At 60.7% G+C, this 26,805-nt stretch carries 32 protein-coding genes and 1 pseudogene; 12 read left to right on the forward strand and 21 right to left on the reverse strand.

The genetic code is table 11. The features are described from left to right. The first annotated feature begins 47 nt into the window (after nt 1-47). Together C6558_RS25010 and hutC are read left to right on the forward strand one after the other, a co-directional pair. On the forward strand, nt 48-227 hold the full coding sequence (locus tag C6558_RS25010) for a hypothetical protein (RefSeq protein WP_025429633.1): 180 nt from the start codon (nt 48-50) through the stop codon (nt 225-227). A gap of 548 nt (nt 228-775) precedes the next feature. Continuing rightward, nucleotides 776-1,576 (forward strand): histidine utilization repressor, encoded by an 801-nt coding sequence (hutC, locus tag C6558_RS25015; protein ID WP_082523472.1) that lies wholly within the window; start codon nt 776-778, stop codon nt 1,574-1,576. 39 nt (nt 1,577-1,615) lie between these two features. Here the strand turns inward: hutC and C6558_RS25020 are convergent, their stop codons facing one another. Further along, nucleotides 1,616-2,053 carry a low affinity iron permease family protein gene (locus C6558_RS25020; protein WP_025429630.1) on the reverse strand — a complete coding sequence of 146 codons (438 nt, stop codon included), beginning with the start codon at nt 2,051-2,053 and terminating at the stop codon, nt 1,616-1,618. Between the two features lie 105 nt (nt 2,054-2,158). Between C6558_RS25020 and C6558_RS25025 the strand changes: the two genes are divergently transcribed. Beyond that, complete coding sequence (locus C6558_RS25025; protein ID WP_025429629.1) at nt 2,159-2,800, forward strand: nucleotidyltransferase domain-containing protein; 642 nt, start codon at nt 2,159-2,161, stop codon at nt 2,798-2,800. Nucleotides 2,801-2,953: 153 nt separating this feature from the next. Next, nucleotides 2,954-3,592, forward strand: coding sequence for an alpha/beta family hydrolase (locus tag C6558_RS25035; RefSeq protein ID WP_025429628.1), 639 nt, complete (start codon nt 2,954-2,956; stop codon nt 3,590-3,592). Nucleotides 3,593-3,637: 45 nt separating this feature from the next. Here C6558_RS25035 and C6558_RS25040 read toward each other — a convergent pair whose 3' ends face one another. The 12 genes from C6558_RS25040 to C6558_RS25095 all read right to left on the reverse strand — a co-directional run bounded on the left by C6558_RS25040 (nt 3,638) and on the right by C6558_RS25095 (nt 11,226). Continuing rightward, entirely contained in the window at nt 3,638-4,879 is a 1,242-nt protein-coding gene (locus C6558_RS25040; RefSeq protein ID WP_025429627.1) for an adenylate/guanylate cyclase domain-containing protein, read from the reverse strand. Between the two features lie 192 nt (nt 4,880-5,071). Beyond that, entirely contained in the window at nt 5,072-6,535 is a 1,464-nt protein-coding gene (locus tag C6558_RS25045; protein WP_025429626.1) for a HAMP domain-containing sensor histidine kinase, read from the reverse strand. Next, nucleotides 6,532-7,206: a response regulator transcription factor gene (locus C6558_RS25050; RefSeq protein WP_025429625.1), complete on the reverse strand. Its 675-nt coding sequence runs from the start codon at nt 7,204-7,206 to the stop codon at nt 6,532-6,534. Before C6558_RS25050 ends, C6558_RS25045 begins: the two co-directional genes overlap by 4 nt. A gap of 87 nt (nt 7,207-7,293) precedes the next feature. Continuing rightward, nucleotides 7,294-7,677, reverse strand: coding sequence for a hypothetical protein (locus C6558_RS25055; RefSeq protein ID WP_025429624.1), 384 nt, complete (start codon nt 7,675-7,677; stop codon nt 7,294-7,296). 101 nt (nt 7,678-7,778) lie between these two features. Next, entirely contained in the window at nt 7,779-8,084 is a 306-nt protein-coding gene (locus tag C6558_RS25060; protein ID WP_025429623.1) for a hypothetical protein, read from the reverse strand. 415 nt (nt 8,085-8,499) lie between these two features. Continuing rightward, nucleotides 8,500-8,688 (reverse strand): hypothetical protein, encoded by a 189-nt coding sequence (locus C6558_RS25065; RefSeq protein ID WP_025429622.1) that lies wholly within the window; start codon nt 8,686-8,688, stop codon nt 8,500-8,502. A gap of 83 nt (nt 8,689-8,771) precedes the next feature. Next, complete coding sequence (locus tag C6558_RS25070; protein ID WP_128090555.1) at nt 8,772-8,990, reverse strand: hypothetical protein; 219 nt, start codon at nt 8,988-8,990, stop codon at nt 8,772-8,774. Nucleotides 8,991-9,163: 173 nt separating this feature from the next. Next, on the reverse strand, nt 9,164-9,643 hold the full coding sequence (locus C6558_RS25075; RefSeq protein ID WP_025429620.1) for a DUF1801 domain-containing protein: 480 nt from the start codon (nt 9,641-9,643) through the stop codon (nt 9,164-9,166). Between the two features lie 11 nt (nt 9,644-9,654). Next, nucleotides 9,655-9,867 (reverse strand): hypothetical protein, encoded by a 213-nt coding sequence (locus C6558_RS25080; RefSeq protein ID WP_025429619.1) that lies wholly within the window; start codon nt 9,865-9,867, stop codon nt 9,655-9,657. A 76-nt stretch (nt 9,868-9,943) separates the two neighbouring features. Then, nucleotides 9,944-10,354, reverse strand: coding sequence for an SRPBCC domain-containing protein (locus tag C6558_RS25085; protein ID WP_025429618.1), 411 nt, complete (start codon nt 10,352-10,354; stop codon nt 9,944-9,946). Beyond that, nucleotides 10,351-10,677 (reverse strand): helix-turn-helix transcriptional regulator, encoded by a 327-nt coding sequence (locus C6558_RS25090; RefSeq protein ID WP_025429617.1) that lies wholly within the window; start codon nt 10,675-10,677, stop codon nt 10,351-10,353. The genes C6558_RS25085 and C6558_RS25090 overlap by 4 nt, the downstream gene beginning before the upstream one ends. A gap of 144 nt (nt 10,678-10,821) precedes the next feature. Then, nucleotides 10,822-11,226 (reverse strand): VOC family protein, encoded by a 405-nt coding sequence (locus tag C6558_RS25095; protein WP_025429616.1) that lies wholly within the window; start codon nt 11,224-11,226, stop codon nt 10,822-10,824. 214 nt (nt 11,227-11,440) lie between these two features. Here C6558_RS25095 and C6558_RS25100 point away from each other — a divergent pair, with 214 nt between their 5' ends. Then, the gene (locus C6558_RS25100) at nt 11,441-12,244 is read left to right on the forward strand and encodes an APH(3'') family aminoglycoside O-phosphotransferase (RefSeq protein ID WP_025429615.1); all 804 of its coding nucleotides are present in this window, start codon (nt 11,441-11,443) and stop codon (nt 12,242-12,244) included. A 164-nt stretch (nt 12,245-12,408) separates the two neighbouring features. Here C6558_RS25100 and C6558_RS25105 read toward each other — a convergent pair whose 3' ends face one another. From C6558_RS25105 to C6558_RS25120, 4 genes are all read right to left on the reverse strand, one after another. Beyond that, the gene (locus C6558_RS25105) at nt 12,409-12,669 is read right to left on the reverse strand and encodes a hypothetical protein (protein WP_025429614.1); all 261 of its coding nucleotides are present in this window, start codon (nt 12,667-12,669) and stop codon (nt 12,409-12,411) included. 901 nt (nt 12,670-13,570) lie between these two features. Further along, nucleotides 13,571-14,059, reverse strand: coding sequence for a heme-binding protein (locus tag C6558_RS25110; protein ID WP_057205824.1), 489 nt, complete (start codon nt 14,057-14,059; stop codon nt 13,571-13,573). 116 nt (nt 14,060-14,175) lie between these two features. Further along, a complete protein-coding gene (locus tag C6558_RS25115) occupies nt 14,176-14,775 on the reverse strand; it encodes a response regulator transcription factor (RefSeq protein WP_025429612.1) in 600 nt (199 codons plus the stop codon). Then, a complete protein-coding gene (locus C6558_RS25120; protein WP_146160910.1) occupies nt 14,772-16,379 on the reverse strand; it encodes a sensor histidine kinase in 1,608 nt (535 codons plus the stop codon). Before C6558_RS25120 ends, C6558_RS25115 begins: the two co-directional genes overlap by 4 nt. Nucleotides 16,380-16,810: 431 nt before the next feature. Between C6558_RS25120 and C6558_RS25125 the strand changes: the two genes are divergently transcribed. After that, nucleotides 16,811-17,119 carry a hypothetical protein gene (locus C6558_RS25125; RefSeq protein ID WP_057205820.1) on the forward strand — a complete coding sequence of 103 codons (309 nt, stop codon included), beginning with the start codon at nt 16,811-16,813 and terminating at the stop codon, nt 17,117-17,119. A gap of 141 nt (nt 17,120-17,260) precedes the next feature. Here the strand turns inward: C6558_RS25125 and C6558_RS25130 are convergent, their stop codons facing one another. The 3 genes from C6558_RS25130 to C6558_RS39720 all read right to left on the reverse strand — a co-directional run bounded on the left by C6558_RS25130 (nt 17,261) and on the right by C6558_RS39720 (nt 20,095). After that, on the reverse strand, nt 17,261-17,800 hold the full coding sequence (locus C6558_RS25130) for a ribonuclease H (RefSeq protein ID WP_057205818.1): 540 nt from the start codon (nt 17,798-17,800) through the stop codon (nt 17,261-17,263). A gap of 210 nt (nt 17,801-18,010) precedes the next feature. Beyond that, entirely contained in the window at nt 18,011-19,570 is a 1,560-nt protein-coding gene (locus C6558_RS25135) for an ABC transporter substrate-binding protein (RefSeq protein WP_057212630.1), read from the reverse strand. 276 nt (nt 19,571-19,846) lie between these two features. Continuing rightward, complete coding sequence (locus C6558_RS39720) at nt 19,847-20,095, reverse strand: hypothetical protein (RefSeq protein ID WP_146160911.1); 249 nt, start codon at nt 20,093-20,095, stop codon at nt 19,847-19,849. Nucleotides 20,096-20,214: 119 nt separating this feature from the next. Here C6558_RS39720 and C6558_RS41705 point away from each other — a divergent pair, with 119 nt between their 5' ends. Then, on the forward strand, nt 20,215-20,565 hold the full coding sequence (locus C6558_RS41705; protein WP_146160912.1) for a hypothetical protein: 351 nt from the start codon (nt 20,215-20,217) through the stop codon (nt 20,563-20,565). Between the two features lie 297 nt (nt 20,566-20,862). Here the strand turns inward: C6558_RS41705 and C6558_RS25145 are convergent, their stop codons facing one another. Beyond that, nucleotides 20,863-21,882, reverse strand: coding sequence for a substrate-binding domain-containing protein (locus tag C6558_RS25145; RefSeq protein WP_025429608.1), 1,020 nt, complete (start codon nt 21,880-21,882; stop codon nt 20,863-20,865). 362 nt (nt 21,883-22,244) lie between these two features. On the opposite strand from C6558_RS25145, the gene C6558_RS25155 reads away from it, so the two are divergent. The 5 genes and pseudogenes from C6558_RS25155 to C6558_RS25175 form a co-directional block, all read left to right on the forward strand. Next, complete coding sequence (locus C6558_RS25155) at nt 22,245-23,507, forward strand: ABC transporter substrate-binding protein (RefSeq protein ID WP_107027881.1); 1,263 nt, start codon at nt 22,245-22,247, stop codon at nt 23,505-23,507. A gap of 187 nt (nt 23,508-23,694) precedes the next feature. Then, the gene (locus tag C6558_RS25160; protein ID WP_057205809.1) at nt 23,695-24,678 is read left to right on the forward strand and encodes a carbohydrate ABC transporter permease; all 984 of its coding nucleotides are present in this window, start codon (nt 23,695-23,697) and stop codon (nt 24,676-24,678) included. Further along, nucleotides 24,678-25,508 carry a carbohydrate ABC transporter permease gene (locus tag C6558_RS25165; protein ID WP_057205807.1) on the forward strand — a complete coding sequence of 277 codons (831 nt, stop codon included), beginning with the start codon at nt 24,678-24,680 and terminating at the stop codon, nt 25,506-25,508. Before C6558_RS25160 ends, C6558_RS25165 begins: the two co-directional genes overlap by 1 nt. Nucleotides 25,509-25,519: 11 nt before the next feature. Then, nucleotides 25,520-26,548, forward strand: a complete 1,029-nt coding sequence (locus C6558_RS25170; RefSeq protein WP_057205805.1) for an ABC transporter ATP-binding protein — start codon at nt 25,520-25,522, stop codon at nt 26,546-26,548. A gap of 114 nt (nt 26,549-26,662) precedes the next feature. Further along, nucleotides 26,663-26,805: pseudogene (locus tag C6558_RS25175) on the forward strand (trehalose utilization protein ThuA); the annotation flags it as partial.

A 26,805-nucleotide genomic window follows, 5' to 3' on the forward strand; every position in this document is an offset into this window, starting at 1 on the left:
TCGTGGTGCGATGACGATGATGTCAGGTGGACTGGAAGGGATGCAGCATGTTCTATCTCGGCGGGATGACACTTGGTTACCTCGAGCCGCCAGCGCCGAAGGCCGTCGTGCAGTCGGTAAAGCCGCGCATTGAATTGACGCCACACGAACCGGCTGACGATCGTGAGCGCGAGCGCGATCAGGAATGGGCCCGCGCCTTCCTGACGCCCTGGCATCTGTTTTATTGATACGACCCTGGTTGCCCAAAATGTGCGGTGGCCAATGCAGCCGTCGCACAGGGTCCGGCCCGAACGCCGCTTTGCCGCTGGACCTTCTTTTGATTGCGTCTCCTCGTTGCGAAACAGGGAGCTTATGACGCGCCCAAAATGATTGGCCGTCAACGTTGACAGCTGTCAACCGCCCGCGCTCTTCTTGTCCAAGAAGCGATATCGAGCCAACTCGGCGGCAACGGCTGAACGCTCGGCTTCGAACAATGCCGAACACGAAAATAAAGCCATAAATTACAATAAGTTAGTATGGTGGAGGCCGGCGCCGGAATGGGCGAGCCGCGGGGCAGTTATCGCCCAGCTTGGGGTGGACGCCGCCGAAGTGAGGCTGATCTCGGCAAGCGTCATTGGTGCTGCCGTTAGCTGTGTCGCGAGGATTTGCGTCCGCGGTTGGAAGTGCGTGCGCCGCTTACATAAGCTGCAGCCACCCGTCGCGTAACCCGAGGGCCGAGGAAGCTTTGGCGAAAAAGCGGGAAAGGGCGAGGGGAGGGCTGTCGCGGCGCCGGGAAATGTTTAAGCTTGCCGGCAACAGCAAACCATTTGAGGGTGCCGACATTCCGAGCGATCAGCCAGCCGACGAAGTGGGCAACCAGCCCCAGTCGCTTTCGTTGCACCAGAGAATCCTCGGGGATGTGGAAGGTTACATTCTTTCCGGCGCGTGGCCACCTGGACATCGCATCCCGTTCGAGCATGAATTGACCGAGCAATATGGCTGTTCGCGCATGACCGTGAACAAGGCGCTGACCGAACTGGTCAAACGCGGACTGATCGAGCGGCGGCGCAAGTCGGGGAGCTACGTCACTTTCCCGCATGTGCAGTCGGCGGTGATGGAAATCCACGATGTCAAGCTGGAGGTTCAGTCCCTTGGACTGGATTACAGTTTTCACCTGGATGAACGCAGCATCCGCAAGGCCGAGGGCAGCGATGCCGGTCGGCTCGACCTGCCGCCGTCTGCAAGACTGCTCGAAGTGAGTTGCCGGCATTTCGCCGGCGGTCGCCCCTTCTGTTTCGAGGAGCGGCTTATCAGCCTGGCGGCTGTTCCCGAAGCCGAGACAGAGCTTTTCGAGACGTCAGCGCCCGGTTCCTGGCTGCTCGGAAAGGTGCCGTGGAGTACGGCCGAACATCGCATCCGGGCCGTGGCGGCAGGACGCAACGCGGCGCAGGCGCTCGACATTTCGACAGGCGCCGCTTGTCTCGTCATCGAGCGGCGCACCTGGAGCGGTCGCGCCCCGGTCACCCATGTGCGATTGACTTATCCGGGTGATCGACATGAATTGGTGGCGCAATTTGCGCCGAGCCCGCTCGGTTAGATCGAGCGCCGCACGGTTGCCGCGACACGACGCGCTGTCTCACGCCGCTGGGTCGGCTCGCCGTTTGCGTTTCTTGCCGACGGCATTTGAAATTTTCTGGTGAAGCGCGTGATCGTGCGCATCTCGCGCATGCTGCTTCAGGAGTTCCGTCAGTCGTTCCAGCTCATGTTCCTCAAGTCTCTCGATCCCGATATATTCGTTTTCGGCCGAGCTGGTCAGGATCAGTTCGTCGAGTTTGGCCTGAAGGGCGGCGCTGTCGCGGTTCTGAGAGTTCTGAAGGACGAAGACCATCAGGAATGTAATGATCGTCGTCGCCGTGTTCACCACCAATTGCCAGGTCTCGGAAAAATCGAAGATCGGACCTGTGGCCGCCCACAGGAGAACGGCACCGACTGCGAATGCGAATGTGCCTGGCTTGCCGGACTGTTTCGAAACGGCATTGGCAAATCGGGAAAAGGCATCGATCTTGCCGGACATCTGAGCACCTGAACGGCTTTCAACTGTTCTTTAACAGGCAAGTCACGAAGAAAGTTCCGTTCAGTGTCACAGCGGCCAGAATAGCAAGACGGGAATGATCTGCGGATGAAGGAACATGAAAAACCGTGGGAGCCGCTGTTGCCCGAAGACATCGCGGTACTCTTCGCGCCCGCACCCTTTCCCTGGTGGATCGCTGGTGGGTATGCGATCGAGCATTTCGTCGGTCGCCCTTTTCGCAGTCACGGCGACATCGATATCCTCGTGCTGCAGAGAGACAGCGCGCACGTTCGTTCCTTTCTTCGGCAATGGGATTGCTGGGCTGCGGATCCGCCGGGGCATTTGCGCCGGTGGAGCGAAACGGAAAGCCTGCCGAAAACGGTAAACGATGTCTGGTGCCGTGGCGAGCGGCAAGGGCCATGGCGCTTTCAACTGATGTTCGACCACAGTAATGGGGAAAGCTGGCGTTCGCGCCGAAATCCTCTGGTGACCCGGCCGATCAGCGCGATGGCGGCTGGCGGGGATCCACCGTTCCTCGCTGTTGAGGTCCAGTTGTTCTACAAGGCAAAAACGCCCCGACAAAAAGACGAGTTCGATTTCGGGGCCTGCCTACCGCTATTGAGTGCGTTGCAGCGCGACTGGTTGCGGCAATCGATCGTGACTGCTTATGGTACGCTGCACCCCTGGCTCACGGCGCTCGACATGCTACAGCGCCGCGCGTCTTATTTAGACGCGCAAAGGTTGCTGTAGCACTTTGAATTGCTGCATGTTTCCTTAAATCGGATACGATTTAAGGAAACATGCAGTAGAAAACACGTTGACCCACGAGCCACGTCGACCAAAAGACGCTGGCGCAGCATAAAAGTCAGCATTTCATTGGCGGATACGCCGGATGGTGTCGAGATGGAAAAGACGATGTTGTTTGATGGGCCAGAGAATGCGCCGGTGACCATCTTGCTGGCGCATGGTGCCGGCGCGCCGATGGATTCGGCTTCGATGACCGCATCGGCCAAAGCGCTGGCTGCCGAAGGCTTTCGTGTGGCCCGGTTCGAATTCGACTACATGGCGGGGCGTCGATCAGGCGGCCGCAAACCGCCACCGCGCGCCGAAACGCTCAATCCGGAGTTCAGGGCCGCCGTGGCGTCTCTTGGTGCGGTCGGCCCGTTGCTAATCGGCGGCAAATCGATGGGTGGGCGTGTCGCCAGCATGATTGCTGACGAGCTCTATGCCGAAGGCAAAATCATCGGCCTGCTTTGCCTCGGCTATCCGTTCCATCCTCCAGCAAAGCCCGATCAGCTGCGCACCAAACACCTCGGGGAGTTGAAGACGCCGACGCTGATCTGCCAGGGCACGCGCGACGAATTCGGCACGCGCGAGGAGGTCCCCGGATACCCCCTGTCCGGTGCAATAGAAATCCTTTGGCTCGAAGATGGCGACCACGATCTCAAACCACGCAAGACGATCTCCGGCTATTCCGCTGCAGATCATCTGAAAACGATGGCGCAGACCGTGGCGCGTTGGGTCGGCGAGCGGTTGCCTTAAACGGTCGCGCCCGCCCGATTAGCAAAAACCAAGACTCTGCACCGATCATTCCGCCGCCTGAGCGGTGCCGGACGAAAATGCGAAGACGTCAATCGGATCGTCGAGGCCCTTCACGGGAAAGGCGCCCAAATGCTCCATGTCGCGCGTGCGTCCCGCCAATTCGACGAAGGCGCGTGACAGCAGCACCGGGCGCTTCGCCTGCTTTGTCAGGTTCTCTAGGCGCGAAGCGATATTGACGGCCGGTCCGATCACTGTGAAGTCGAGCCGCCGGCGAGAGCCGATGTTGCCGTACATCACATCGCCGACGTTGACCCCGATGCCGTAGCCGAGGGCCTCGCGCCCCCTTGCCAGATTTTCCTGGTTCAGGGTGGCGATCGCGACCTCCGCCTCACCGATTGCCTGCAGCAGGTTTTCGCAGGCCCGCGGATTGCTGAGCGGGAAGATCGCCAGCAGGCCATCGCCCATGAATTTGAGGATCTCGCCACCATGCCGCTCGATCGGCTCGGACATGGCATCGAAGTAACCGTTGAGCAACTCGATCACATCGTCGCGCGGCCAGAGGTCGGATAGTTTGGTGAAGTCGCGAAGGTCGCAGATCAGGATCGCGGCGCTGACGGTCACGCCGCTCCCCCGTGTCGTCGCACCGGCAAGGATCTGCTCGCTTGCATGCGGCCCGACATAGGTTTCGAGCAGCGTTCGCGCCATCCGGTTCTTCAGCCGGATTTCGCTGACAAGGGCCAGAACCGGCAACAGACTGGTGAGAACCTCGAGATGAACCGTCTCGAAGCCGCCCTTGCGATCACTGGCGAAGGTCACCACGTGGCGCTTGCCGAGCGTGTGTTCCAGCGGCAAGGCGACGTAGTCGGTGAAGCCGTCGGCACGGAGTTCTTCATAGAGCGAGTTCGGCACCTCATCGTCGGTTGCCGCCTCGAGGTTCTTGCGAACCTGGCTGGCGCCGTTGTTGACGGCATAGAGCGGGCTGTTGAGATACTGCGTCGTGTCTTCGACACCATAATCGAACATGCGGATATCCGCCTCCGTCAGGCCCTTGCGCCAAAGGATGCGGGCGCCGAGCCACTGCGGGTGATGGATCCGGAAATGCAGGGTGGCCCGCGCGAGCGGAACGCCGGCCCGGACCAGTCGTTCGCACAGATCCACGAAAATATTGTCGATGAAGCGCTGGTCACGGGTCTCCATGATCAGCCAGTCGAGAATTCCCTTGCTGTCGATGGGACGGGCGCCGCTGTCGTGCAGCGGTCCGGCCATTGCCTCGGATGAAGTCTGCATCGCAATTCTCCACTCTGTTCTGACGGCCTTGCTGCTCTCGAAGCGGAAGCTCCGGAGAACGCTGACCTCGAAACGCCGAGACATATGTGGACCATCGGCCGACCGTTGATAAGGGCTAAGGCGAAAAGTGATCTGAAAAGTTGCAAAGCCGTTGACGCCTTGTTCGACCGACCGACTGCCGCCCGGTGCTGTTCAGGCGGAGGTGGTCGAAAGCGCCGCGAGGTGATGCCCGTCGACCACCGGCAATTGCAGCCTGATCCGCGCGCCGGACCACGAACCGTAGAGGATATCGATACGACCGCCATGCAGCCGGGCGATTTCGCGGGCCAGATTGAGCCCGAGGCCAGCGCCGCTCGAACGCGGGCGCAGGCGGTAGAAGGGTTCGAAGACACGGTCTCGCTCGTCCTCAGGAATACCGGGACCCTCGTCATGGATCTCGATCCCGCCGCGGGCGTCGACCAGTACGGTGATCGTTCCGCGATTGGCGCCATGCTCGACGGCGTTGCGCAGGAGATTGGCGACCGCCTGCTCGATTTGCTGAACATGAATGCTGACCGGCACTGGCCGCGTCGCATTCGTCTCGAAGGCCAGTTCGTAGCCGGCCTCGAAGGCGAGCGGCGCGAAGTCGGCGGCCAACGTTTTGGCGAGCGCCACAAGGTCGACGACCTCGCGGGTGCCGCTGCCGTGCTCAAGCACCTGGCGTTCCAGAAGCTGTTGGGCCAGATGCGACAGCCGCTCGATATCTTTCCTTAGCCGCGCACTCTGCGGATCTTCCTGCAGCAATTCGGCGCGGGTGCGAAGGATGGCGATCGGCGTGCGCAATTCATGGGCCGCGTCTGTCAGGAACCGATTGCGTTGGTCGTAACCCTCGTCCAGACGAGAAAGCGCGTTGTTGAAGGCATGCACCATCGGCGCGATTTCCGTCGGCACCTGGGCGGTTTCGAGCTGCACCGCGCGATTGTCGATATCGATCCGCCCGGCCTGATCGGCTGTCGCAACGAGACCGGCAAGCGAGCGGCGCACAACGGCCGGCGTGGTGACCAACGTGGCGACGCCCATCACCAGGATGATCGGCAGCAGCAGGCAAAGGATAAGCAGCGCCAGGACCGGCAGCACGCGAAGCCAGTCCGGATTGCCATTGGCATCCTTTGCCATCTCGGCGTTCACGTTGATCTCGACTTCGAGCCCATCGTTCTCGTCGCGCGACGAGATCGAGGAGGCAAGGATCTGCACTCGGCCGACATCGGTGTCGACATTGGCAAGGGCGGCTTCCGGTCGAAGGTCGCCCTGATCGAACCGCAGCGTCGCGCGGCCGATATTCTTCAACAGCTCTCCACCAGCCGCTTCATAGGCGGCCGGAATGCTGCCTTGCTCGACCACATGCCCGTCGGCATCGCGGATGATGAACCAGAGATTGGGGAAGTCTTCCCGGAACGCACGAAGCTCCTCGGTGTCGCGCACAATGAGGCCGCCGCTCTTGTCGTGCGCCACCGCCTCGGACAGGTGCTTGATGGCCGCCTCGTTGTCGATGATCAGCCGAGGCTGGGCGATCGTCAGGATCGCAGCCAGCAGGGCGATGAAGGCGACGAACGTTGCCGCCTGCAGCAGGATCAGGCGGCGCACCAGGACCCATTGAAGCGAGCGAGGTTTTCTCATGCCGTTGCGCGCAGGAGATAGCCGAGGTTGCGGATTGCCCTGATCTCGACGCCGGCCGCGACCTCTTCGAGCTTTCGTCTCAGCCGCGAAAGGTGGGAATCGAGCGCGTTGGAATCGATCTCGTCTTCCATGGCATAGACGGAATCTTCCAGCGTTGCGCGCAGGACCGTGCGGCCCGGGCGGCGCATCAGCGCCTCCAACGCCAGCCTTTCCCGCCGCAGAAGGTCGAGCGGCTTGTCGTCGACGACCGCTTCGCGATGGCGGAAATCATAGGTCAGGCGGCCAACCATGATCTGGTTGGACTTGAGCGTGACGGGACGGCGACCAAGTGCACGAAGGCGCGCCATCAGTTCCTCGACCGCAAACGGTTTGGCGAGATAGTCGTCGGCACCGCCATCGAGACCGGCGACGCGGTCGTTGATGGCGCCGAGCGCCGTCAACATCATGATGGGTGCTTCGACGCGCAGCGCGCGCAGCTTCGGAATAAGGCTGAGGCCTTCGCCGTCGGGAAGGCGACGGTCGAGCACGATCACGTCATAGGACCAGAGCTCGACCACGGCCTCTGCGTCGGCGAGCGTCGAAACATGATCGACGATCACCTGCCGACGCTCGAGCGCGGCCTTCAGGGCCGACGCCATTTCGGGCTCGTCCTCTAGCAGCAGGATGCGCATGCCGATCTCTCCTGAATGCGGTTCCGAAAGCGCCGGAGCCGCGGTGTCGAATGCATCATTTCTCAAATCGGGGGCGAGTTGAAGCGCTCACTCGCATTCGAGCTTCGGTTGACGGAAGTTCGTCACATACCAGCGGCCGCCCTGCTGTCGGGCGTAGAATGTATAGAAGCACTCCTGCTCCTCGACATAGCCCGGCGTTACGGTCTCTTCATAGCGCTGGCCGCGCCGCGTGTCGCGAATCTCACCGCTCGTCGAGCCGGAAACGACGTTGGTGGAGATCTTGCGCCATTGGTAGGCGCGCTGATCCCATCCGAGGTCAAGAACGGCGGTCGGCGGTCCGTAGTCGATGACGACCGATTCCACCGGCTGGCCGATATAGTTCTTCATCACGGTGGAGGCGCAGCCGGTCAGAATGAGGGCTGCGGTGATAGCGATGGCGGCGAAGGTGCCGCGCGCTTTGCAAAAGGGCATGTTCGATCCCGGGTTCGAATTGTCTACCCCGGAGCTAATCTGCCAAGATTACATAGACATTGCGGTCCTATTCGATAGCTTCCCCGACACTTCGACCGGTGTCAGGCGGCGCGGTCTGCAGAAGCGACGACGTCGTCGCCGATACTGGCATAGACCAGCCCCGGTTGAACGATCCATTCGCCCTTGCGCAGCGACTGTACGTCCGGACCTCCGGCAGCGTTGCGCGCGGCGACGCCGACGAACTGGTATCGAAGCCCGCCGCCGTCGGTCGCTATTTCGCGGATTGGCCGTCCGGCGAGGTATCCGACGACCTGCCCTTCGAAACGCACATTCGCCAGAATGAAATACTCGGTGGGCAATCTCCGGCTCTGTTTTGGCGCAAGCCTGAATGCGTTTCTCATCTTCATCGTCTGATACTCGTCATAGGATCTGTCGTTTGCTCCTTGAGGCATCGCTGCTGGCCGTGACGCCGCAAAGGAAAGGGGGCCGGCGTCTCAAGCCACCCGAAAGCCGCGCAAGCATGGCAGCGGCGTTCGAGCGCCGCCTCGGTTGTCATTTCATTGGCGCACTGGCTGATCACGCGTCGGGGCGCGGCAACACTTAGCGCGAGCGTGTATAGAAAATCGCTTGGGAAGAGGGGAGGTGGGAATAAGGAGACCGTAAAGCGCGGAGCTACAGACCATCCGTGTCAACGGGGCAAGTGGTCTTGGCGCGCGACGTTGACGGGGCGCTATCGAGGCTGTTTGCGGCGCCGGTGTCGCCGCACACTTTTTGCGCGACATGCTACGGCGGCATCGCTCAACAGGGTCGACCGGACGTGCACTAGGATTGCTGGACGCAGAAGATCGCGAAATTGAGAATGAACAGCACAAGAAGGGTCGCGAGAAAGCTTCCGAGGGAGACAAGCGCCCTTTCGCCGGCGGCCTTGCCACGGTGCTTTCGGGAGAAGATCGTGATGATCGCAACGCCCAGGGATATGCCGGCGACAACCGGCATGGACATCAGCTGCATCGTGAATCCTGTTTGACGGTGCGGAATCTATCGGGCGCGCGCGGTGATCTTGAACGGACCGCCGTGGATGGGACCTACGGAATTCATCCGTTCACCGGCCGGCCGGTGGTCCGACCGCGGATACGCAGAGCGCCTTCGAGTGCATCCTTGACCTGCATCGCGCGGCGAAGCCCCGGAGACTGGGTCTCGCCCGCGGCCTCGATCGCGTTCTGTGCGTGGGAGATGGCGATACTGATTTCGGCATCGCTGACCGAACGGTCGAGCGCCAGCGCCTGGGCGGCTGCCTCATTTTCCATTGACATCATGTCACTCCATTCAATCACCCAGCATCGGGTGAGGAGCGTGTACTTAGGTGAAGCTGTGCGCGTCCCCAAGTGCATCGGGCGGCCCGATTCAAGCTATGCTTAATGAACCTTTAACGCGCGCGGTGAACTGCCGAAGATCGGCGGAGTCGGGCCACGCAGCCTCATGGCCGTCACATGCGTTCGCCGGGCAGTTGGCTGGCTTGCCCTACCCAGTCGGTGAACTGCTCTTCATCGAGTTGGTCGTCTTCGCGAATGTCGAGGTAGCGAACCTCCTTGTGCTTCGACTGGCCGGGCGGCATCGGATTGAGAGACGAGCCGCGGAAGAACGCCACCTTGACGTACTTCGTGAAGACATGGATGCCGAGGAACCAGCCCTCACCCTCAATGCCATAGAGCGGAGAGTTCCATTTGACGGCCTTGTAGACGCCGGGGACTGTGCGTTCGATCAGCGCGTCGAGGCGCCGGCCGACATCGCTCTTCCAGCCCGGCATCGCGGTGATATAGGCCTGGACGGGGGCGTCGCCATAGCCCTTGGCGATCTGCGGGTTGCCACCGGACAGCAGGGGCACGTCGCCGGCCTGAGCCGGTGCCGCGGCGCGTGGTTTGTCTGCCTTTGCCGCCGCCGGCTTCTTGGATGTCTTGCTGGCCATCGCGCTTTCTCCTATCCGGCGGTGCGTCGCCCGCTAAGGTAAGGCAGCACGAACATGTAGAGACCGGTGGGCACGAGAATGGCGAGTGGGAACAGGGGTAGGAAATAGACCCATTCGGCGGGCTGCTTGCCTACGCCCAAGGCGATGAAGATGGCGGCGACCACCACTGCGAAGACAAGCGACGTCCAGCGGTGAATTTGACGAATCCAGTTGTTCCAGTTCATTGGCACCTCCTCACAATACCAGCCGCAACGGATCGGGCGATCCGCGTGGCGCGAACTCAAAGAATAGGGTTGGTCTTCAGTCCATCCGGCCCAGGACCGCCTCGAGCGCCGAAAGGAATCTCGGCCATCCGGCCGTTGCACCCTGATAGTACGGCTGCTGATCTGGCCGGAAACCGGACTGCTCCATGCGCAGCCGGGTACCGGCGCCCGTCGGGGTGAGCGTCCAGGTCACGAGGCTCTTCAGATCCTTGGTGTCCCAGCTATAGGATAGCGATTTGTTGGGTTCGACCGCCTGCACCTGACAGTCGACGGCGCCCCAGTCGGCAGTCAGATTGAAGCGGTGCCCACGGTCTGGCTTGAAATTGTTCTTCATCAGCCACTCCTCGATCAGGTGAGGCTGGGTGAGCGCGCGCCAGATCTTCTCCGCCGGATAGGGTACCTCCCGTTCGACGATGACGGTGAGCGTTTCGGTTGATGTTTCGGTCATTGGTCCATCCTTTTGAGCAAGTCTTCGAGGTCGTCGAAGCGGTTGTGCCAGAACCCGGCCATCTGGTTTGCCCAGCCGATCAACGGGTCAAGCGCGCCGTGCTGCGCGCTATAGTGGGTCAGGCGGCCTTCGTGCCGATCTTGCACCAGGCCGGCGCGCTTCAGGATCCCGAGATGTTTGGAAACGGCCGGCTGCGATATCCCGGCGTGCGCCGTAAGTGCCCCGACCGTCTGGTCGCCGTCGCGGCACAGCCGCTCAAAGAGCGCCCGTCGCGTCGGATCGGCAAGGGTTTTGAACAGGATCTCGTGCGGCTGTGGCGTCACAATTCAATAACTCGTTGGCTATGGATTGGATCAATAACCGCCGAGCTATGGGTAGTCAAGCCCGGTTCTGACGTCGTCGACGTTAGGTACAGTGGCAATCCTTGCGGAAGTCCGTGGCGTTGGAACCCTTCGTGCTCGAGGGCCTCAGGGCCTGCCATCCGTAAACTGCACAAGATCCCAAAGGTTGCCGTAGAGATCCTTGAAGACCGCGACGGTCCCGTAGGGTGCATCCTTGGGTTCCCTGACGAATTCGACGCCGCGTGCCACCAGATCGGCGTAGTCGCGCACAAAGTCATCGGTCCGCAGGAAGAGAAAGACGCGGCCACCCGCCTGGTCGCCGATATAGTTTTCCTGGTGGGGACTGGAAGCGCGGGCGAGTAGCAAGGAGGTGCTGCCGTCGCCGACCGGTTTGACGACGACCCAGCGCTTGTCCTGTTCCGGTTGATAGCTGTCCTCGACCAAGGCGAACTTCAGCTTGTTCACATAGAAATCGATCGCTTCGTCATAGTCTCGAACAACAATAGCGATGAGTGCGAGCGTCTGGTTCATTTTACCCTCTGTCCTGTGCTGGAAGTGCGCGGCGTTGCCGGCGTCAGTTTGATCGAGCATCGGCCAGCGTTCTGTGGAAAGCCACCATCGGTGATCGGCGCGGCCGGGCATGAGGCAGCAGACGGCGTCTAATTTGTCGGATCTACGATGTTGCAATCTTTGCTGGCGGTACCCAGCTAACACAAGCACTTTTGAGGTCGCGGGAGTCTTCGCATTGAGTTTGTCACATGAATTCTTCGGGCGTTCGCCCTTCGAATGGGTGCCGGTCGTCACGGGAGAGTCCGGAGATTTCGTCTATCAGCGCAGCGACGGACGAGCCTATGCCAAGGTCGCGACGGCGGCCCGGTCGGCCGAGCTTTCCGGAGAGCGCGATCGGCTCCTGTGGCTGCAGGGCAAAGGCATCCTGACGCCTGAAGTGACTGATTGGCACATTGCCGACGAAGGTGCCTGCCTGATCATTTCTGCAATCGAAGGCATCCCGGCAGTGGATCTTTCGGCTGCCGACCTACTCGAGGCCTGGCCGTCCATGGCCTGGCAACTCGGCTCTCTCCACGCGCTCGATGTCGGCCAATGCCCATTCGACCGCGGTCTGGCGCCCATGTTCGCGCGCGCCGCGGACGTGGTGGCCCGGGATGCCGTGAACGCCGATTTTCTTGCGGTCGATGATCAGGAGACACCCGCCCACGACCTTTTGGCGCGCGTGGAGCGCGAACTTGCGGTTCGCCTCGAGCAGGAAACGGGTGACAGGGTCGTCTGTCACGGTGATCCGTGCATGCCGAACTTCATGATTGACCCTCGAACCCTTCGCTGCAGCGGCATGATCGATCTCGGTCGTCTCGGAACGGCGGACCGCTACGCCGATCTGGCGCTGATGACAGCCAACGCCCGTGAAAGCTGGACGAGTCCGGATCAGGAGCAGCGGGCTTTTGCCATCCTGTTTGATACATTGGGAATTGTAGCACCCGATCGTGCGCGTCTCGATTTCTACCTGCGTCTCGATCCACTGACGTGGGGCTGATGGCGCCACCCGTCGATGGGCCGGTTCCAGCGTGAGCCTGATGGCTCGGCTATGATGTTTACGTCGCGTCCGCGCGGCAGGTCACGGGCACGACTTGCATCGTGCCCGTGTTGCGCTATGGCGACAACCGTCTTGCCCGTCGGGCTTGGCGGTTGCCTTCCACCTCAGTTGATCAGAACCGAGGGGGCCCACCGAGGTGATCCCCACGCAGCGATCCAGGGGTCGTCGGGCGGTTCGTCGACTTCGGGAAGCCCGATATCGCGGCGCATCCGGTTGGAGAGGCCGGTTGTCTGGTTGACCAGTCGGTGATGCCGCCAGGCTGCCCTGACGAGGCCGGCTGTTGTTCTCCAGATGCCAAATGTACGGCACAGTTCGTCGAGGGCTGCCGGCAGGGTGCCGACAACCGGAAATGATGTTTCACGCATGTGTTCATCCCGATGCTGCGACGCGATCGGGTCCTCTAAAAGTTGATTTGGGCTTGGACGCGAATGGTCTCGCGGTGGGCCGGTAGCGTTAGGTCAGTTGGGAAATGCCGAGCCGTCGAAGGTCAGCGTTTAGGCGCTTCGTGAACCCGATGGGTCGACGCAGGATGCGAGATGCATCCCGAGCACAGCAACGAATCCACCAGAAGTGCGCATATTAAAGAGAGTATATGTCATCTCACGCCTCCTATAGTGTGGGTTGCTGACAATGCAACGTCGCATGAGAGTATTCTCTCCGCAAGTCGCAATTTCGAATTGCAAATATTGATGTGAGATATGTTGCTGAGTTGCAACACCGTTCTGTTGCCCGGGCATCGATAAACCAGCGCACGCTTGCTCTGCCGTTTCTATGAGACAAGGCTGCTGCCGCAAAGACTGTCTCTGTGCTAACGGCCGCTGGCGCCCGTCGCCTGGAGCGGTGATCGCGGAAGCGTTCCGCCGTTCTTCTCGCTGCCTTTGCTTGCCGAATTTCTTAGTGAAACCGGAAGGACGAGGCTTGTCTGGTCGGGTGTGCTTTTCCGGAGCGTGGCACCTGTTGGCCGATTGATGGCGACCGCATTTATCGGCCGGGACCCAAGGGGGATGATCCCTGCATTGGATGGCGACCGCTACCCGCGCCTAGACAGTGGCAGGCCAGGCCGGCTTCGCTGTTCGAGCGATGCCAGCCTGGCCGAGACCATGCATAGGAGTGTGAGCAAAGGCCGCCGATCGCACCGGAAGGGCCGGTCCCACCTGCGGTCGCCTAAGCGCGTCGCGATGTCAAAAATTCAGTCGCTGCGCTCTGCGCCTTGTCTTTCCATGTCGCGCAAAACTGCTGGGCTTTTTTGCGCGACATGCTTCTGAATTACTTCAGCTGGCCGGCAGCCTTTTCGATCGCGGCCGCTGCGCAGGCCTCATCGAGATTGCCACCAGGAGCGCCACCCACGCCGATTGCGCCAATCGTGACGTCACCGGCCTTGATCGGTACACCACCGGCGAGCACGAGAAAGCCTTCGATGTTGACCAGCTCGGCTGCGGCCGGGTTCTTGGCGACGTTCTCTGCCATTTTCGAGGTCGGTGTGCGCGAGGATGCGGACGTGAACGCCTTGGCGCGAGCCGCCTCAACCGTATGCGGTCCGGCGTTGTCGGCGCGCACGAGCGCGCGCAGCACGCCGGCGCGATCGACCACTGCTGCCGTCACGTTGTACTTATCGGCGGCGCAGGCCTGGACCGCATTCGTGGCGATCTCGACGGCGAGGTTCGACGGGATATTCTTTTCGGTCAGCAGTTCGGCCTGGGCGGTGCCGCTGACGATGACGAGCGCGGAAGCCGTTGCGAGAAGGGTCTTGATCATGGCGTGGTTCCTGTCCTTTTTCCGGAGGAAGCGTTTCGCTTTTCCGAAACCAGAACTATCCAATCGGCCCCGCCTGCTGAATCCGCGATGGCACCACCTGGCATAGGTAGGACAACCTATGCCGGTCCCTTATCCGCGAGCGTTAGCCGCACGAACTCGGCCACCGAACTGGTGCCAAGCTTCTCGGCTATCTTCGCCCGGTGCGCATCGATGGTTCGTGCCGATATGTTGAGCGCTGCCGCAATCTCCTTGCTTGCCCAACCCAAGGCGACCATATCGAGAACCTCGCGCTCGCGTTCGGTCAGCCGTGCGAGCTGCAGTCGTGCCTCGCGCTTTTCGAGCCGTGCATCGAAGCTGGCGAATGCCTGCTGCAGCGCCTCCACCAACACCTCGCCGTCCACCGGTTTGGTCAGGAAATCCTGGATACCGGCCTTGAACGCCCGTCGACAGGCTGCGACGTCGCCATGGCCGGTGATCATGATCGTCGGCCAATCAATGCCGCGCGCGGCCAGTTTCGCGTGCAGTTGCAGCCCCGAAACCAAGGGCATGCGCAGATCGACGATAAGGCATCCCGGCTTCTCCTCATCGATATGCGTCAGGAAAGTCTGGGGATCGCCAAATGTTTCGACATTGATGCCATAGGTGCTGAGCAGAAAGGCGATCGCTGTCCGTACCGCCTCATCGTCGTCGATCAGATAGACCCGGTATTTGCTCACTGCGGCTCCTGTTCCTGCGCACGTGGCAGCGTAATCGTAAACCACGCCCCGCCACCTGCAGCATTTTCCGCTTCTATTCGGCCGTCGACGCGCTCGATCAGGGTCGAACACAGCGAGAGCCCCAGGCCCATGCCATCGGGCTTGGTCGTAAAAAACGGTTGAAACAGCTTCGGAAAAGCATTTGCGGCGATCCCCGGTCCATTATCACGCACGATGATCTTTACCTCGTCGCCAATGGCTCGTGTCTCGATTTCGACCTGCGCGTCTTTGGTCCCTGCGCCCTCCAGCGCGTCGGCCGCGTTGCGGATCAGATTGTGTAATACCTGCTCCAGCTCAATCGGGTCGACGTCGGCTGCAAGCGGATCCTTCGTCAGGTCGAGGCTAAACTGGATGCCGCGTCGCTGAAGATCGGAGCCGGTAAGCGCCGCGATTTCGGCAACGATACCATTGATCGCGCTGGTGACGGGCTCGGGCGTGCGGTTGGAGGCGTAGTCGCGCATCCGCCGCAGCATCTCTCCCGCACGCTTCGCCTCGCGGACATTGACTTCAAGCGCGTCTGAGATCAGCCCGATATCGGGCTTGTCCGTGCCGGCCAATCTGAGCGCCGCCTGGCTGCGGCTGAGCATTGCCGTCAAGGGCTGCGTCAGTTCATGCGCTATGCCTGACGCCAGTTCGCCCATGGCGTTGACACGCGAAGCATGAGCAAGCAGCGCCTGTCGCTCCTGCAAGAGCGCTCGGGCTTCGGCCTCTCGCGTCGACTTCTGGGATTTCTGGACGGCGGCGCGCTGGCGCAATGCGAACATTAGCGCGAACGACGCCAGTCCGGCCATTGCCGCAAAGCCGATCAACGGTCTCAAAGGCAGGAGCGCCTCAGTCGGCATCGGCCGGTCGAGTGACAGCGAGATCCTTTGGCTCTCACTGTCGATCGTCGATTCGAAATGGGCGGGCGCGACGAAAGATGTGTTGCCACTGACGGCATCCTCGGCCGGCAGGTCGAGCAACAGCTGCTCGTTGAGCGTAAGCCTGACGTGCGCCCATCGCGGTTGTTCCTCCTGCTCCAGCAGATGGCGCGCGTCGATGGAAATCACCAGCGCGGTGTCCGAAGGCGCCTGTGCCCGCTTGGCCAGCAGATACCGGCCATTACTGCCGACATAGGCCCCTCCCTTGCCGCGCTGTTGTCGCGTGATTGCGTCGCGCAACGGGGAAAGATCTTCGCCCCCGCCGGAGGGGACTTCGAGCAACAGTTTAGGTGCACCGCCACTTTGTGCCGTTGCGGCGCCTTGCAGTCCGACCTTGTCATCGAGCGAAACAAGCGCGAGCCAGGCGATGCGCGGATAGAAACGCGCAACACTTTCCATCACCTGCCGGGTGGCGTCCAATCGTGTGGGGTCCGTGTCGCTGGTCAATGCGATCAAGCTGGTCATGTGGGCGTCGTGCTGCGCGGCACGCTGGGATATCAAGCGGTGCAGGGTCCGGCCTGTCACCGCCAGTTCATCGGTCAGCCGCTGCCGCGACGCTTCGACGGAATAGAGCGCAAATGCCGAGACCGCAGCGAGCCACAACGCCACGCCGAACAACCAGGACTTCAAGAGGGTGTTGCTCACTCAAACTCAACCAGGGTCAAAGATGACGTGGCTGGTCTGCTGCCGATGTCTTCGGCCTGATCCAACACGCGTAGCGTAAAATGAGCACTCAATTCAAACATGTCTCTGCTTCGCCGGCTACCGCATCCCAATCTGATGATTGACCCCAAAACGTTGGGGCCGTGAGACGTCATACCACACGCACGTGATGATGAAACCTGGCGGAACCTGACGCGCGGTGGCACACACCGCTGCAGCCCCACAGCGCCGCGCGTCTTATTAGACGCGCAAAGGTCGCTGTAGCACTTTGAATTGCTGCGCGTGCCATGCAGCAGCCGCATGGCCGGCATGATTTGCTTATAGCCGCTGCGATTTCCATATGAGGTGCAACACCAGAATTCGAACGTGATACCAGCGCCGCGGCTCATCCTGCCGGGCGCGAAGGAGATAACATGGTCGGGATCCCAAAAACGCTTGAAGACATGAGCATGCGCGAACGGTGCTGCATGCTCGAAACGGTCGCCGGTGCGCTCGATGCTGTCGCCGAAGAGGCCGAAGACCTGGGCGACGCCCGTTTTGCCGCCAACTCGAAGTGTGTTGCATGCACGATCCGCGGATATGCCGACAACCTCGGAACGCAGGATCTCAAATCTGCCGAGCTTCTTCTCGAGCTGGGGATTACGCTCGTGCATCTGTCCTCGACGAGATCAACTGCTGCCGTGGCTGCTGTGATGACCCACACACCGGAAGCCTGCCATTAGAGGATTTCCAGGAAAAGCGCGAAGCGGTTTTCCGTCCGGAAATGGGTAAAACATGGCGTTAGAGCGTTTCGCGGAAACGCTCTGGCCGTCCTGGCAATGCCGTCATTGGCATCGCCGAATTGGCGAAAGACACTGACGGTTTCAACGGTCGCTGCACCGGGCAGATTGGCGCGCAAGTCCCGCAAGGGTATCCGCACGCTCGTTGCCAACGAGCCCGGAATGGCCCTTGCACCACGCGATAGCCAGTTGGGGATTGCGAGACAGCTGAAGATCGATCGCCATCCAAAGCTCGGCATTGGCTATTGTCCGGCTTCTGGCCTTCGCATTCGGGACAATCTTTTTCCAGCCGTTGTTCTTCCAGATCTGGCGCCAGCTGTTGCAGCCATTTACCGCGTAAACGGAATCGGACCAGACGATTGCGCGTTCGCCTGAGGCATTGCCGTTGACCCACAGCGCTGCCTTGAAGAGCGCGGTCAACTCCATTGTGTTGTCGGCGGAAGGTCGGGCGCCGCCAAACTCGGATGCTATTTCCGCGCCATTGCGATAGACGACGAATGCCCATCCGCCTTTGGCAGAGGTCGGTTCATACGAGCCGTCCGTAAAGACGTGAAGGCCCTCGGAAATGGGCAGTATCTCGGCGGTGTGATCGGGAGCACAGAGCTTGGTGAAAATGCCGTTCATCTTGCCATTTAATCCTGTCGCGTACATCTGCCTAACGTTTTACATTCTGAAGTGGGCTCAAGGCAGAAGCCGCCGTACGATCCATACGGGGTTTGTGGAAGCGGATGCCGCTCGAAATAGGCTGGCGACGCCACGATCGCGATTGGGACGCGCTGAAAACGCAAGTTGGGCAGGAGCTGGAACGCCTGTCGTTCCAGCTCCTCACGGCGGTTACTCGGCGAAATGAGTCAGCCAGTGGCGCGGCTTGTTGTCCGCCAGCTGAGCGACCCGGTCGATCTCATTGCTCATCGCCCAGGCCATTGGCTGCTGGTGCAACGGCAACATGATCATTTCGTCCTTGACCATCTGGAGTGCCTTGGTCTGCAATTCGAGCCGCTTCGTTCGATCCATTTCGGTCGATGCCTGGATGATCAGCCTATCAATATCTGGATAGCTCCAGCCACCCCAGTTGAAAACGCCCGCCTTGTCGCTCCTCGTCTCGATCATCTGGAGCAGGATCGAGTAGCTGTCGAGCATCGGCTCGTTCGCCCAGCCGATGAGGTAGACATCAGATAGACCCCCCGTGCGCTTGGGCGCCTGTGCAGCCGTCGGGCCTATGTCGAGCTGCGGCTTGAAACCGGCGCGGCTCAGCATGTTGACGATACTCTGGCAAAGCTCCTCCTCGTTGATATAGGCCTCGTTCGTGCAGACGAGGGTGAAGGGGAGATCGCTGGCGCCGGCTTCGGCGAGCAGCTTTTTTGACAATTCGGGATCGAACGGCACCACCATGTCCAGTGCTTCGGCATACCCGGGAATCTCAGGCGCAATGATCGTCCCCGCGATCCTCGACTTGCCGCGCATGACCCGCTTCTGAATGAGGTCCTTGTCCAGCGCATGGGCGACAGCCTGGCGGACACGCAGGTCGTTGAACTTGTTGTCGACGCCGTTGGCCAGGTTCGGTTTGCGGTTGAAACCGACCATGATGGTGCGCAGGTCGGTGCGCTCCATGACCTTCAGGTCCGGCTGCGCGACAAGGCGCGGGATATCCTGTGCAGGCGCATTCTCGGTGAAGTTGATCTCGCCCGACAACAGCGCGGCTACTCGCGTCGCTGCCGAGATGATCGGTGTGAACTCGATGCGATCGATGTTGGACTGCGACGCGTCCCACCACTCGGCGTTCTTGACGAGAACGGTTTTGCTGTCGGGCGCGCGGCTCTCGAGCTCAAACGGACCAGTGCCGTTGGCGTGGTAGGTGGCGTAGCCTTCGATCCTTTTGCCGACATCCGTTGGCTTCAGCGAGTTGTTGTCGGTGAGCCAGGTAGCGTCGAAAATGTGGATATTCGTCAGGTCGTTCAGCAGCAGCGGGGAGGGTCCGACCAGTTCGATATCGACAGTGTGGTCGTCGACCTTCTTCGCCGACTTGTAGGCCGGAAGGTTGCCGCGGAGCGGGGACACCGGATCGCTGACCCGAGTAAGAGAGGCAATCACGTCGTCCGCGGTGAAGTCGGCGCCATCATGGAACTTCACGCCCTCGCGCAGATGGAACCGCCAGACCGTATCCGATACGGTCTCCCAGGATATCGCCAGCGCCGGCTCGATCTTCAGTTCGGCGTCAAAGCGGACAAGCCCCTCATAGACGTGATTGAGAAAAGACAGCGTGTAGCTGTCGCCATAAGAATAAGGGTCGAGCGAATAGATGTCGCGCGAGGCGCCCCATTTGAGCGTTTCCGCGTGACCAGCCGCGGAAAGCGCAGCCGACATGACGGCCGCGAGGGTCAGTTTCTTGAGCATTCTGCAGTTCTCCCTGGTTGAGGTCACCTATCCCCTTGACGGGAATCTTTTTCGTAAAAGGCACGGACGGCTCGCAGCCGATACGTCGGATCGCCGGGTCAGCCAGTGGCGCGGCTTGTTGTCGGCGCGGACACGATCTGCTCAATCCTGACGGTCATCGCCCGAGGCCACCGGCTGCCGCTACAGCGGGAACATGAGCAACGCGTGCTTGAACTGAGCGCCCCCGTTTCGATCGCCAGACGCTTTGGCGGTCGAGCTCCTTAGCCAGCAAGGTAATCAAGTTGTCAGCGTTGAAATCCGTATCGTTGCCAAACTCGCCACCTTGCGTCGCTTGAAACGCCAAATCTTGTTGTCGATAAGCTGCCAGTCGATAGCCAGCGCAAACACCATCGACGTGGTTGAGGAACGTTCGATGCGGAATGGGGATAGAGTGAGAAGATGCACGCCGATCGGCTCAGCGGAGCGTGTTGGGTGTGCGCCACTCGCAAAAAGCCCAGCGGATACGCTGTCGCGACGGTCTTCCAAGGACCTTGCATCAACACTGCTCCTCCCTAGCTCGTGCCTGCTAACCGGGACCATCGCACACAGACAGCATTTGTCAACGTAATTGTCGACAATGTTGAGTACTATTTATAACTGATTTGTTGACAATCAGGACGGCCAGTCTTGGCATCGGCTTTGCGCCGGAATGGACGCTGGATCTGCCCAACCGCAATTTCGAGCTCAGGAAGGTGAGGGGTATCACGCTGACCGTGGCCCTTCAGCCGAGCGGTGCCCTCCTCGTCGCGGAGGCTTATTCCCCGCAGGACGCTCTGAACTGGTTCGGCGTCAAGGCCGCCAACCCGGTCCCCGAGTGCCTCGAACAATTCTCGCCCCATTCCTACGCCGCGGCCGGCAAGGAACTCCACTTCCTTCGTCACCCGGAAGCCCCCGGTCGTCTCTATGCGCACGACGGCATGCGAGCGACCCCTAAGACCACCCGCTTTTGGCTATGAGGGCAGCGCCGGCATTGTTACCTTGAGGTGGCTTAAGGGGCGGTGGGACAGTCTGTATTACGGTGATCGTTTGTTGCGGAGCGCTCGGAGCTCGGCAAGAAAGGAGGCATAACTGCCGTCTGGCGCAGGGACGAGACTGAGCCTTGGAGGTCCTGGTCCCAGGTTTGCGAATCGTTGTTTGGGCGGCGGCCTTCTTGCCTGGTCGAACCGCGGAGGGATAGCCGAAGATTGCAAGATGTAGCCTTCGAAGAAGCTGCCGAAGCCCGGCCTGTAGCAGCCGATGGCCAGCGTTCCTTGTTAGCTTTGGCGGAGGGGCGTGGTCGATTCACGAAGAATAAGCTCGACCGGCCAGAGTTCGTGGATCTCGGATGCGGGTCTGCCGGCGAGCAGTTGCAGCACGAGATCGGCGGTGCGCGCGCCGGCGGCGCGCATGGACGAACGAGTGGCGGAGAGCGAGGGGACCATGGTCTCGGGTGTCAGATAGGGAAAGACGTCGTCATGGGCGATCACGGAGATATCGCGTCCGATTTCGAGCCCGATGGAGCGCGCTGCCCGGTATACTCCAAGTGCCGTCATCATTGAGCCGGCGACGAACGCCGTCGGGCGGGGGGTCTGCTCGAGGAAGGAACGTGCGAAGCGGAAGCCAAGCTCGTCGGTAAAGTTGCCGTGGGCGACGAGACGCGGGTCAAACGGGATGCCTCGCTGTTGCAATGCATCTCTGTATCCCTTGTCGCGATGAAGCGAGAACGTTCGGCCCTCGCGCCCATTGATCATCGCGATGCGTCGGTGCCCGAGATCGAGCAGATGTGATGTTGCACGGTGAATGGCGCCCTCATTGTCGATATCGAGCCAGGCATGGGGCACGTCGGTTTCGGAACGGCCATGGACCAGGAAGGGCATGCCGAGCCTGTGCAGCAAGGTGATGCGTTCATCATTCGGTTCCGGCGAATGCACAATCACGGCGTCCACCCGGCCGCTTACGGCCAGCCGGCTGTAGAGTTGGATCTCGCCCTTGGTGGCTTTCTCGTCCATTGGGCTGACCAGGATGTCGATGTCCTGGGTTCCCAATCTCTCCGCCATGCCACTCATGAACTCGGAGAAGTGGAATTCACCGGACCGCCCCATGACGACGCCGATGGCGCCGGCGCGCCCGGTGACGAGCCGCACAGCATTGATGTTCGGACGATAGCCGAGGCGGGCGGCTTCCTCGGCCACCCTTGTTCGCGTTTTCTCGCTGACCTCGGGATAGCCGCTCAGAGCACGGCTGACTGTCGTCGGCGAAAGGCCCAGTTGTTGCGCGAACTCCCTTAGCTTCATGCGATACTCGTATCCTCAGCCCTCATTATCCTGCAGGAATATACGCCTTCACCGCCGGTAACAATCCAATTGTCGGCGCGTTCCCACATGCATCTCCTCGCGAGCAAATAACCAAAGCGTTTTAAATTTTGACCGAACATGCGTAAATCCATATTTGCCGCTTGTCTCCATCATAAACGATCATGCACTCGGCAATATATTGAATCATAATAATAAAATTCTGAGTACCCATGTATTTGCAGGGGGTTTCTCGAAAGGGTTGACAGATTTTTCTGCTTCTGGCAGCTTTTTCCAACCAAACCGCTTTCGAATTACTGAGGAGTTTTCGAGCGGCATAGGGGAACCAGGAGGAGTCAACCGACATGAGAGCCATTCTCAGCGCCTTGAGTTTTTGCACGGCCATCGCCGCAGCCGATGTCGTCGTAGCCGCCGAGCTTTCGCTGGCGGCCAACACGACCGGGAAGAACGTCAATTTCATCCGCGAGCAACTCGACGTCTTCGAGAAGCAAACCGGGCACAAGGTGAGCCTGGTCACCATGCCGCCGTCGAGCAGCGAGCAGTTCAGCCAGTACCGTCTGTGGCTTGCCGCCGGAAACAAGGACGTCGACGTCTACCAGACCGACGTCGTCTGGGCGCCGCAGCTCGCCGACCAGTTCGTCGACTTGACGGAAGCGACCAAGGATGTCGTCGGTCAGCACTTCCCGTCGATCATTGCCTCGCAGACCGTCAACGGCCGCCTGGTGGCCCTGCCGGCCTTTACCGATGCGCCGGCGCTCTACTATCGCAAAGACCTCTTGGAAAAATACGGCAAGGCGCCGCCGAAGACCTGGGACGAACTGGCGGCGACCGCCAAGGAAATCCAGGAGAAGGAACGCGCCGCCGGCCAGCCAGACCTCTGGGGCTACGTCTTCCAGGGCAACGCCTATGAAGGATTGACCTGCAATGCGCTCGAATGGGTCAAATCTTCAGGTGGCGGCCAGATCGTCGAGCCGGACGGCACAATCTCGATCAACAACGAGAAGGCGGCGGCAGCCATCGACCGCATCAAGGGATGGATCGGCACGATTTCGCCGCAAGGCGCGCTTGCCTATCAGGAAGAAGAATCGCGCGGTGTCTGGCAGACCGGCAACGCCGTCTTCATGCGCAACTGGCCCTATGCCTATGCGCTTGGCAATGGTGACGACAGCGCGGTGAAGGCCAAGTTCGCCGTCACGCCGCTGCCGACGGCGACTGATGGCGATCAACCGTCCTCGACGCTCGGTGGCTGGAACCTTGCCGTCTCCAAATATTCCGACGATCAGGAAGCGGCGATTTCTCTCGTCAAGTTCCTCGCATCGCCTGAGGTGCAGAAGCAGCGGGCCATCCAGCTCTCTAACCTTCCGACGGTTGCTGCTCTTTACGACGATGCGGAGATTGCCAAGGCACAGCCGTTCATGCCGGCCTGGAAGCCGATCTTCGAAAGTGCCGTGCCGCGGCCGTCGGCGGTCACCAAGGTCAAATACAACGAGGTTTCCGCCAAGTTCTGGAATGCCGTTCACAACACGCTGTCCGGCAACGGCACGGCGGCAGAAAACCTGGAACTGCTCGAAGTCGAACTCACGGAGATGAAGGGCGACAGCTGGTAATCCTCCCGGGGGCGAGGGAAGTGCTTCAGGGCCTTCCCTCGCTCCACCGAGCCACTCCGGCGCGCTGGAATACAGGAAATTCCGGACAGAGAACAGTTTCACACTTTCCCCGGAATTGCCTTGGCGGCGCCGTTCCTCTCAGGCCAACCGCTCGGCCGTGCGCCGAATGGCAAGGGTGAGTATAGACATGACCGACCTTTCCCTCGCAGAGCCTCCTGGAACACTCGAGAGTGGTGCCAGAATCGGCTCCGACCTCAATGCTCAGCGCATTCGTTCCGCCTGGGTCTTTCTCGCGCCGACCTTGCTGGTGTTGGCGTTGGTGGCGGGCTGGCCGCTGCTGCGCACCATCTATTTCAGCTTCACCAATGCGTCGCTGACCAACCTTGAGGGCGCCGAGTTCGTCGGCTTCAAGAACTATCTGAGCTGGATCACGCTGAAGAGCGGGCGCACGGTCTATAACGGCCTGCTTGCCGATCCCGCCTGGTGGAACGCCGTCTGGAACACGCTGAAATTCTCGGCGCTATCCGTCACCATTGAGACGGTGTTGGGACTGGTTGTGGCGCTGGTGCTGAACGCCCATTTCCCGGGGCGCGGGCTGGTGCGGGCGGCGATCCTGATCCCGTGGGCCATTCCGACGATCGTTTCCGCCAAGATGTGGGCGTGGATGCTCAACGACCAGTTCGGTATTCTCAACGACCTGCTGCTCGGCCTTGGTCTGATCAGCCAGAAGATCGCCTGGACGGCCAATCCGGAGACCGCGATGGTCGCGGTTTTGATCGTCGACGTCTGGAAGACGACACCGTTCATGGCGCTGCTGATCCTCGCCGGGTTGCAGATGGTGCCGTCGGATATCTACGAGGCGGCCAAAATCGACGGGGTCCATCCCGTCAAGGTCTTCTGGCGGCTGACGCTGCCCCTGATCCGGCCCGCTCTGATGGTCGCCGTGATCTTCCGCATGCTCGATGCGCTGCGCATCTTCGATCTCATCTATGTGCTGACGCCCAACAATGCGCAGACCAAGACCATGTCGGTACTGGCGCGCGAAAACCTGTTCGACTTCGACAAGTTCGCCTATGGCGCCACCGCCTCGACGATGCTGTTCCTGATCATTGCGGCGATCACCGTCGCCTACATGTGGTTCGGCCGGGTCAATCTCGAAGGAGAGCGCTGATGATCGCCACTCTTACCAGACGCACGGCGTTCTATGCCCTCGTCGCCGCCATTATCATCATGGCCGTCTTCCCGTTCTATTACGCGGTCCTGACGAGCTTTAAATCCGGAACCGCGCTCTTTCGGGTCGATTACTGGCCGACTGAGATCTCCTTCGAGAACTACGCAGGGATCGTCTCGAGCAGTGGCTTCCTGCGCAACCTCGCCAACTCCCTGCTGGTCGCAACCGTCGTCGTCGCGGTGTCGCTGCTGCTCGCAGTCACCGCTGCCTATGCGCTGGCACGGGTGCGGTTTCGCGGACGCGGGCTTTTGCTTCTGACGATCCTGTCGGTGTCGATGTTTCCGCAGATCGCCGTGCTTGCCGGTCTGTTCGAACTCATCCGCTCGGTCGGGCTTTTCAACACGCCGCTGGCGCTGATCTTTTCCTACATGATCTTCACGCTGCCCTTCACGGTCTGGGTGCTCACCACCTTCATGCGGGATCTGCCGATCGAGATCGAGGAAGCGGCGATCGTCGATGGCGCCACACCCTGGGTGATCATCACCCGGGTGTTCCTGCCGCTGATGTGGCCGGCGCTGGTGACGACGGGCCTGCTCGCCTTCATCGCCGCCTGGAACGAGTTCCTGTTTGCGCTGACCTTCACGTCCTCAGACAGCCAGCGCACCGTGCCGGTCGCGATCGCGCTTCTTTCGGGCAACAGCCAGTACGAAATTCCGTGGGGCAACATAATGGCCGCATCGATCATCGTCACCGTGCCGCTGGTGATCCTCGTTTTGATCTTTCAGCGGCGGATCATTTCCGGGCTCACGGCCGGCGGCGTCAAAGGATAGGGGAGAAAAACATGGCAGAGCTTCAATTGCGCAACGTGCGCAAGTCCTTCGGCGCCTTCGAGGTGATCAAGGGCGTCAGCATGGATATCCGGGCCGGCGAGTTCATGGTCTTCGTCGGACCGTCCGGCTGCGGCAAGTCCACGCTGCTGCGCTTGATTGCCGGGCTCGAGGAAATCACGGGCGGCACGCTTTCCTTCGACGGGCAGGTGGTCAACCAGTTGACGCCGTCGAAGCGCGGCATTGCGATGGTGTTCCAGTCCTACGCGCTTTACCCGCATATGACGGTCTTCGAGAACATGTCTTTCGGCATGCAGCTTGCGGGCAAGGACAAGGAGAGTTGCAAAAAGAGGGTGGAAGCGGCGGCAGAGATGCTGCAGCTCACACCCTATCTACAGCGACTGCCCCGGCAGCTCTCCGGTGGCCAGCGGCAGCGCGTCGCGATCGGCCGCGCGATCGTACGCGACCCCAAGGTCTTCCTGTTCGACGAGCCGCTCTCCAATCTCGATGCGGCACTTCGGGTCGCGACCCGGATCGAGATCGCCAAGCTGCATCGCAGTATGCACAAGACGACGATGGTCTATGTCACGCATGATCAGGTCGAGGCGATGACATTGGCAGATCGCATTTGCGTGCTACGGGATGGCGTGGTCGAACAGATCGGCACGCCGCTCGAACTCTACGAGAGCCCGAATTCTGTGTTCGTCGCCGGCTTTATCGGCTCGCCGAAGATGAACTTCCTCTCGGGCGCTCTTGCTGCTCCCTACGACGCCCACACGATTGGCATCCGGGCCGAGCATCTGGAAATCAGGGCGGGTGACGGCAAATGGTCCGGGACGGTGGTGCATTCCGAGATGCTGGGGTCCGACAGCTACATCTATCTCGATATCGGCTCCGCCGAACCGGTCATCGTCCGGGAAGGTGGCACCTCGCTTCACCAACCGGGAGAGATCGTACAGATCTCGCCGGTCGGCGACAACATTCACCGCTTTGATGCGTCGGGGCTGGCCCTGGGCCGTGCGCCCATGAGAGGGGCCGCCTGACAAGCCCTGGTGAACACTGAGACGGCCTTAAGCTTCGGGGTCGCCAATTCATGGCGACCCGATCAATCGTAAGACGACATGCCCGTGACGGGCGAACACGCAGGGAGAATGACCGTGCCTATCAAAACAGTCGTATGGGGCGAGAATATCCATGAGCAGACCAATGAGGTGGTCAGGAGCATCTATCCGAACGGGATGCACAACACCATCGCGGCGGCGCTGAACACGGACGTTTCGATCGAGGCAACGACGGCGAC

This window comes from Ensifer sp. NM-2, assembly GCF_003024455.1.
Taxonomy (GTDB): Bacteria; Pseudomonadota; Alphaproteobacteria; order Rhizobiales; family Rhizobiaceae; genus Ensifer; species Ensifer canadensis.

Excerpts from the sequence above, each read along its gene's own strand:
- C6558_RS25020 (WP_025429630.1), bottom strand. The coding sequence starts at position 2,053 with ATGTCCGGCAAGATCGATGCCTTTTCCCGATTTGCCAATGCCGTTTCG.
- C6558_RS25065 (WP_025429622.1), bottom strand. The coding sequence starts at position 8,688 with ATGCAGCTGATGTCCATGCCGGTTGTCGCCGGCATATCCCTGGGCGTT.
- C6558_RS25155 (WP_107027881.1), top strand. The coding sequence starts at position 22,245 with ATGAGAGCCATTCTCAGCGCCTTGAGTTTTTGCACGGCCATCGCCGCA.
- C6558_RS25170 (WP_057205805.1), top strand. The coding sequence starts at position 25,520 with ATGGCAGAGCTTCAATTGCGCAACGTGCGCAAGTCCTTCGGCGCCTTC.
- C6558_RS25095 (WP_025429616.1), bottom strand. The coding sequence starts at position 11,226 with ATGAACCAGACGCTCGCACTCATCGCTATTGTTGTTCGAGACTATGAC.
- C6558_RS25040 (WP_025429627.1), bottom strand. The coding sequence starts at position 4,879 with ATGCAGACTTCATCCGAGGCAATGGCCGGACCGCTGCACGACAGCGGC.
- C6558_RS25050 (WP_025429625.1), bottom strand. The coding sequence starts at position 7,206 with ATGCGCATCCTGCTGCTAGAGGACGAGCCCGAAATGGCGTCGGCCCTG.
- C6558_RS25075 (WP_025429620.1), bottom strand. The coding sequence starts at position 9,643 with ATGGCCAGCAAGACATCCAAGAAGCCGGCGGCGGCAAAGGCAGACAAA.
- C6558_RS25045 (WP_025429626.1), bottom strand. The coding sequence starts at position 6,535 with ATGAGAAAACCTCGCTCGCTTCAATGGGTCCTGGTGCGCCGCCTGATC.
- C6558_RS25145 (WP_025429608.1), bottom strand. The coding sequence starts at position 21,882 with ATGAAGCTAAGGGAGTTCGCGCAACAACTGGGCCTTTCGCCGACGACA.
- C6558_RS25060 (WP_025429623.1), bottom strand. The coding sequence starts at position 8,084 with ATGAAGATGAGAAACGCATTCAGGCTTGCGCCAAAACAGAGCCGGAGA.
- C6558_RS25130 (WP_057205818.1), bottom strand. The coding sequence starts at position 17,800 with ATGAACGGCATTTTCACCAAGCTCTGTGCTCCCGATCACACCGCCGAG.
- C6558_RS25070 (WP_128090555.1), bottom strand. The coding sequence starts at position 8,990 with ATGTCAATGGAAAATGAGGCAGCCGCCCAGGCGCTGGCGCTCGACCGT.
- C6558_RS25110 (WP_057205824.1), bottom strand. The coding sequence starts at position 14,059 with ATGATCAAGACCCTTCTCGCAACGGCTTCCGCGCTCGTCATCGTCAGC.
- C6558_RS25010 (WP_025429633.1), top strand. The coding sequence starts at position 48 with ATGTTCTATCTCGGCGGGATGACACTTGGTTACCTCGAGCCGCCAGCG.
- C6558_RS25135 (WP_057212630.1), bottom strand. The coding sequence starts at position 19,570 with ATGCTCAAGAAACTGACCCTCGCGGCCGTCATGTCGGCTGCGCTTTCC.
- C6558_RS25025 (WP_025429629.1), top strand. The coding sequence starts at position 2,159 with ATGAAGGAACATGAAAAACCGTGGGAGCCGCTGTTGCCCGAAGACATC.
- C6558_RS25085 (WP_025429618.1), bottom strand. The coding sequence starts at position 10,354 with ATGACCGAAACATCAACCGAAACGCTCACCGTCATCGTCGAACGGGAG.
- C6558_RS25165 (WP_057205807.1), top strand. The coding sequence starts at position 24,678 with ATGATCGCCACTCTTACCAGACGCACGGCGTTCTATGCCCTCGTCGCC.
- C6558_RS25160 (WP_057205809.1), top strand. The coding sequence starts at position 23,695 with ATGACCGACCTTTCCCTCGCAGAGCCTCCTGGAACACTCGAGAGTGGT.
- C6558_RS25080 (WP_025429619.1), bottom strand. The coding sequence starts at position 9,867 with ATGAACTGGAACAACTGGATTCGTCAAATTCACCGCTGGACGTCGCTT.
- C6558_RS25035 (WP_025429628.1), top strand. The coding sequence starts at position 2,954 with ATGGAAAAGACGATGTTGTTTGATGGGCCAGAGAATGCGCCGGTGACC.
- hutC (WP_082523472.1), top strand. The coding sequence starts at position 776 with ATGTTTAAGCTTGCCGGCAACAGCAAACCATTTGAGGGTGCCGACATT.
- C6558_RS25055 (WP_025429624.1), bottom strand. The coding sequence starts at position 7,677 with ATGCCCTTTTGCAAAGCGCGCGGCACCTTCGCCGCCATCGCTATCACC.
- C6558_RS25105 (WP_025429614.1), bottom strand. The coding sequence starts at position 12,669 with ATGCGTGAAACATCATTTCCGGTTGTCGGCACCCTGCCGGCAGCCCTC.
- C6558_RS25125 (WP_057205820.1), top strand. The coding sequence starts at position 16,811 with ATGGTCGGGATCCCAAAAACGCTTGAAGACATGAGCATGCGCGAACGG.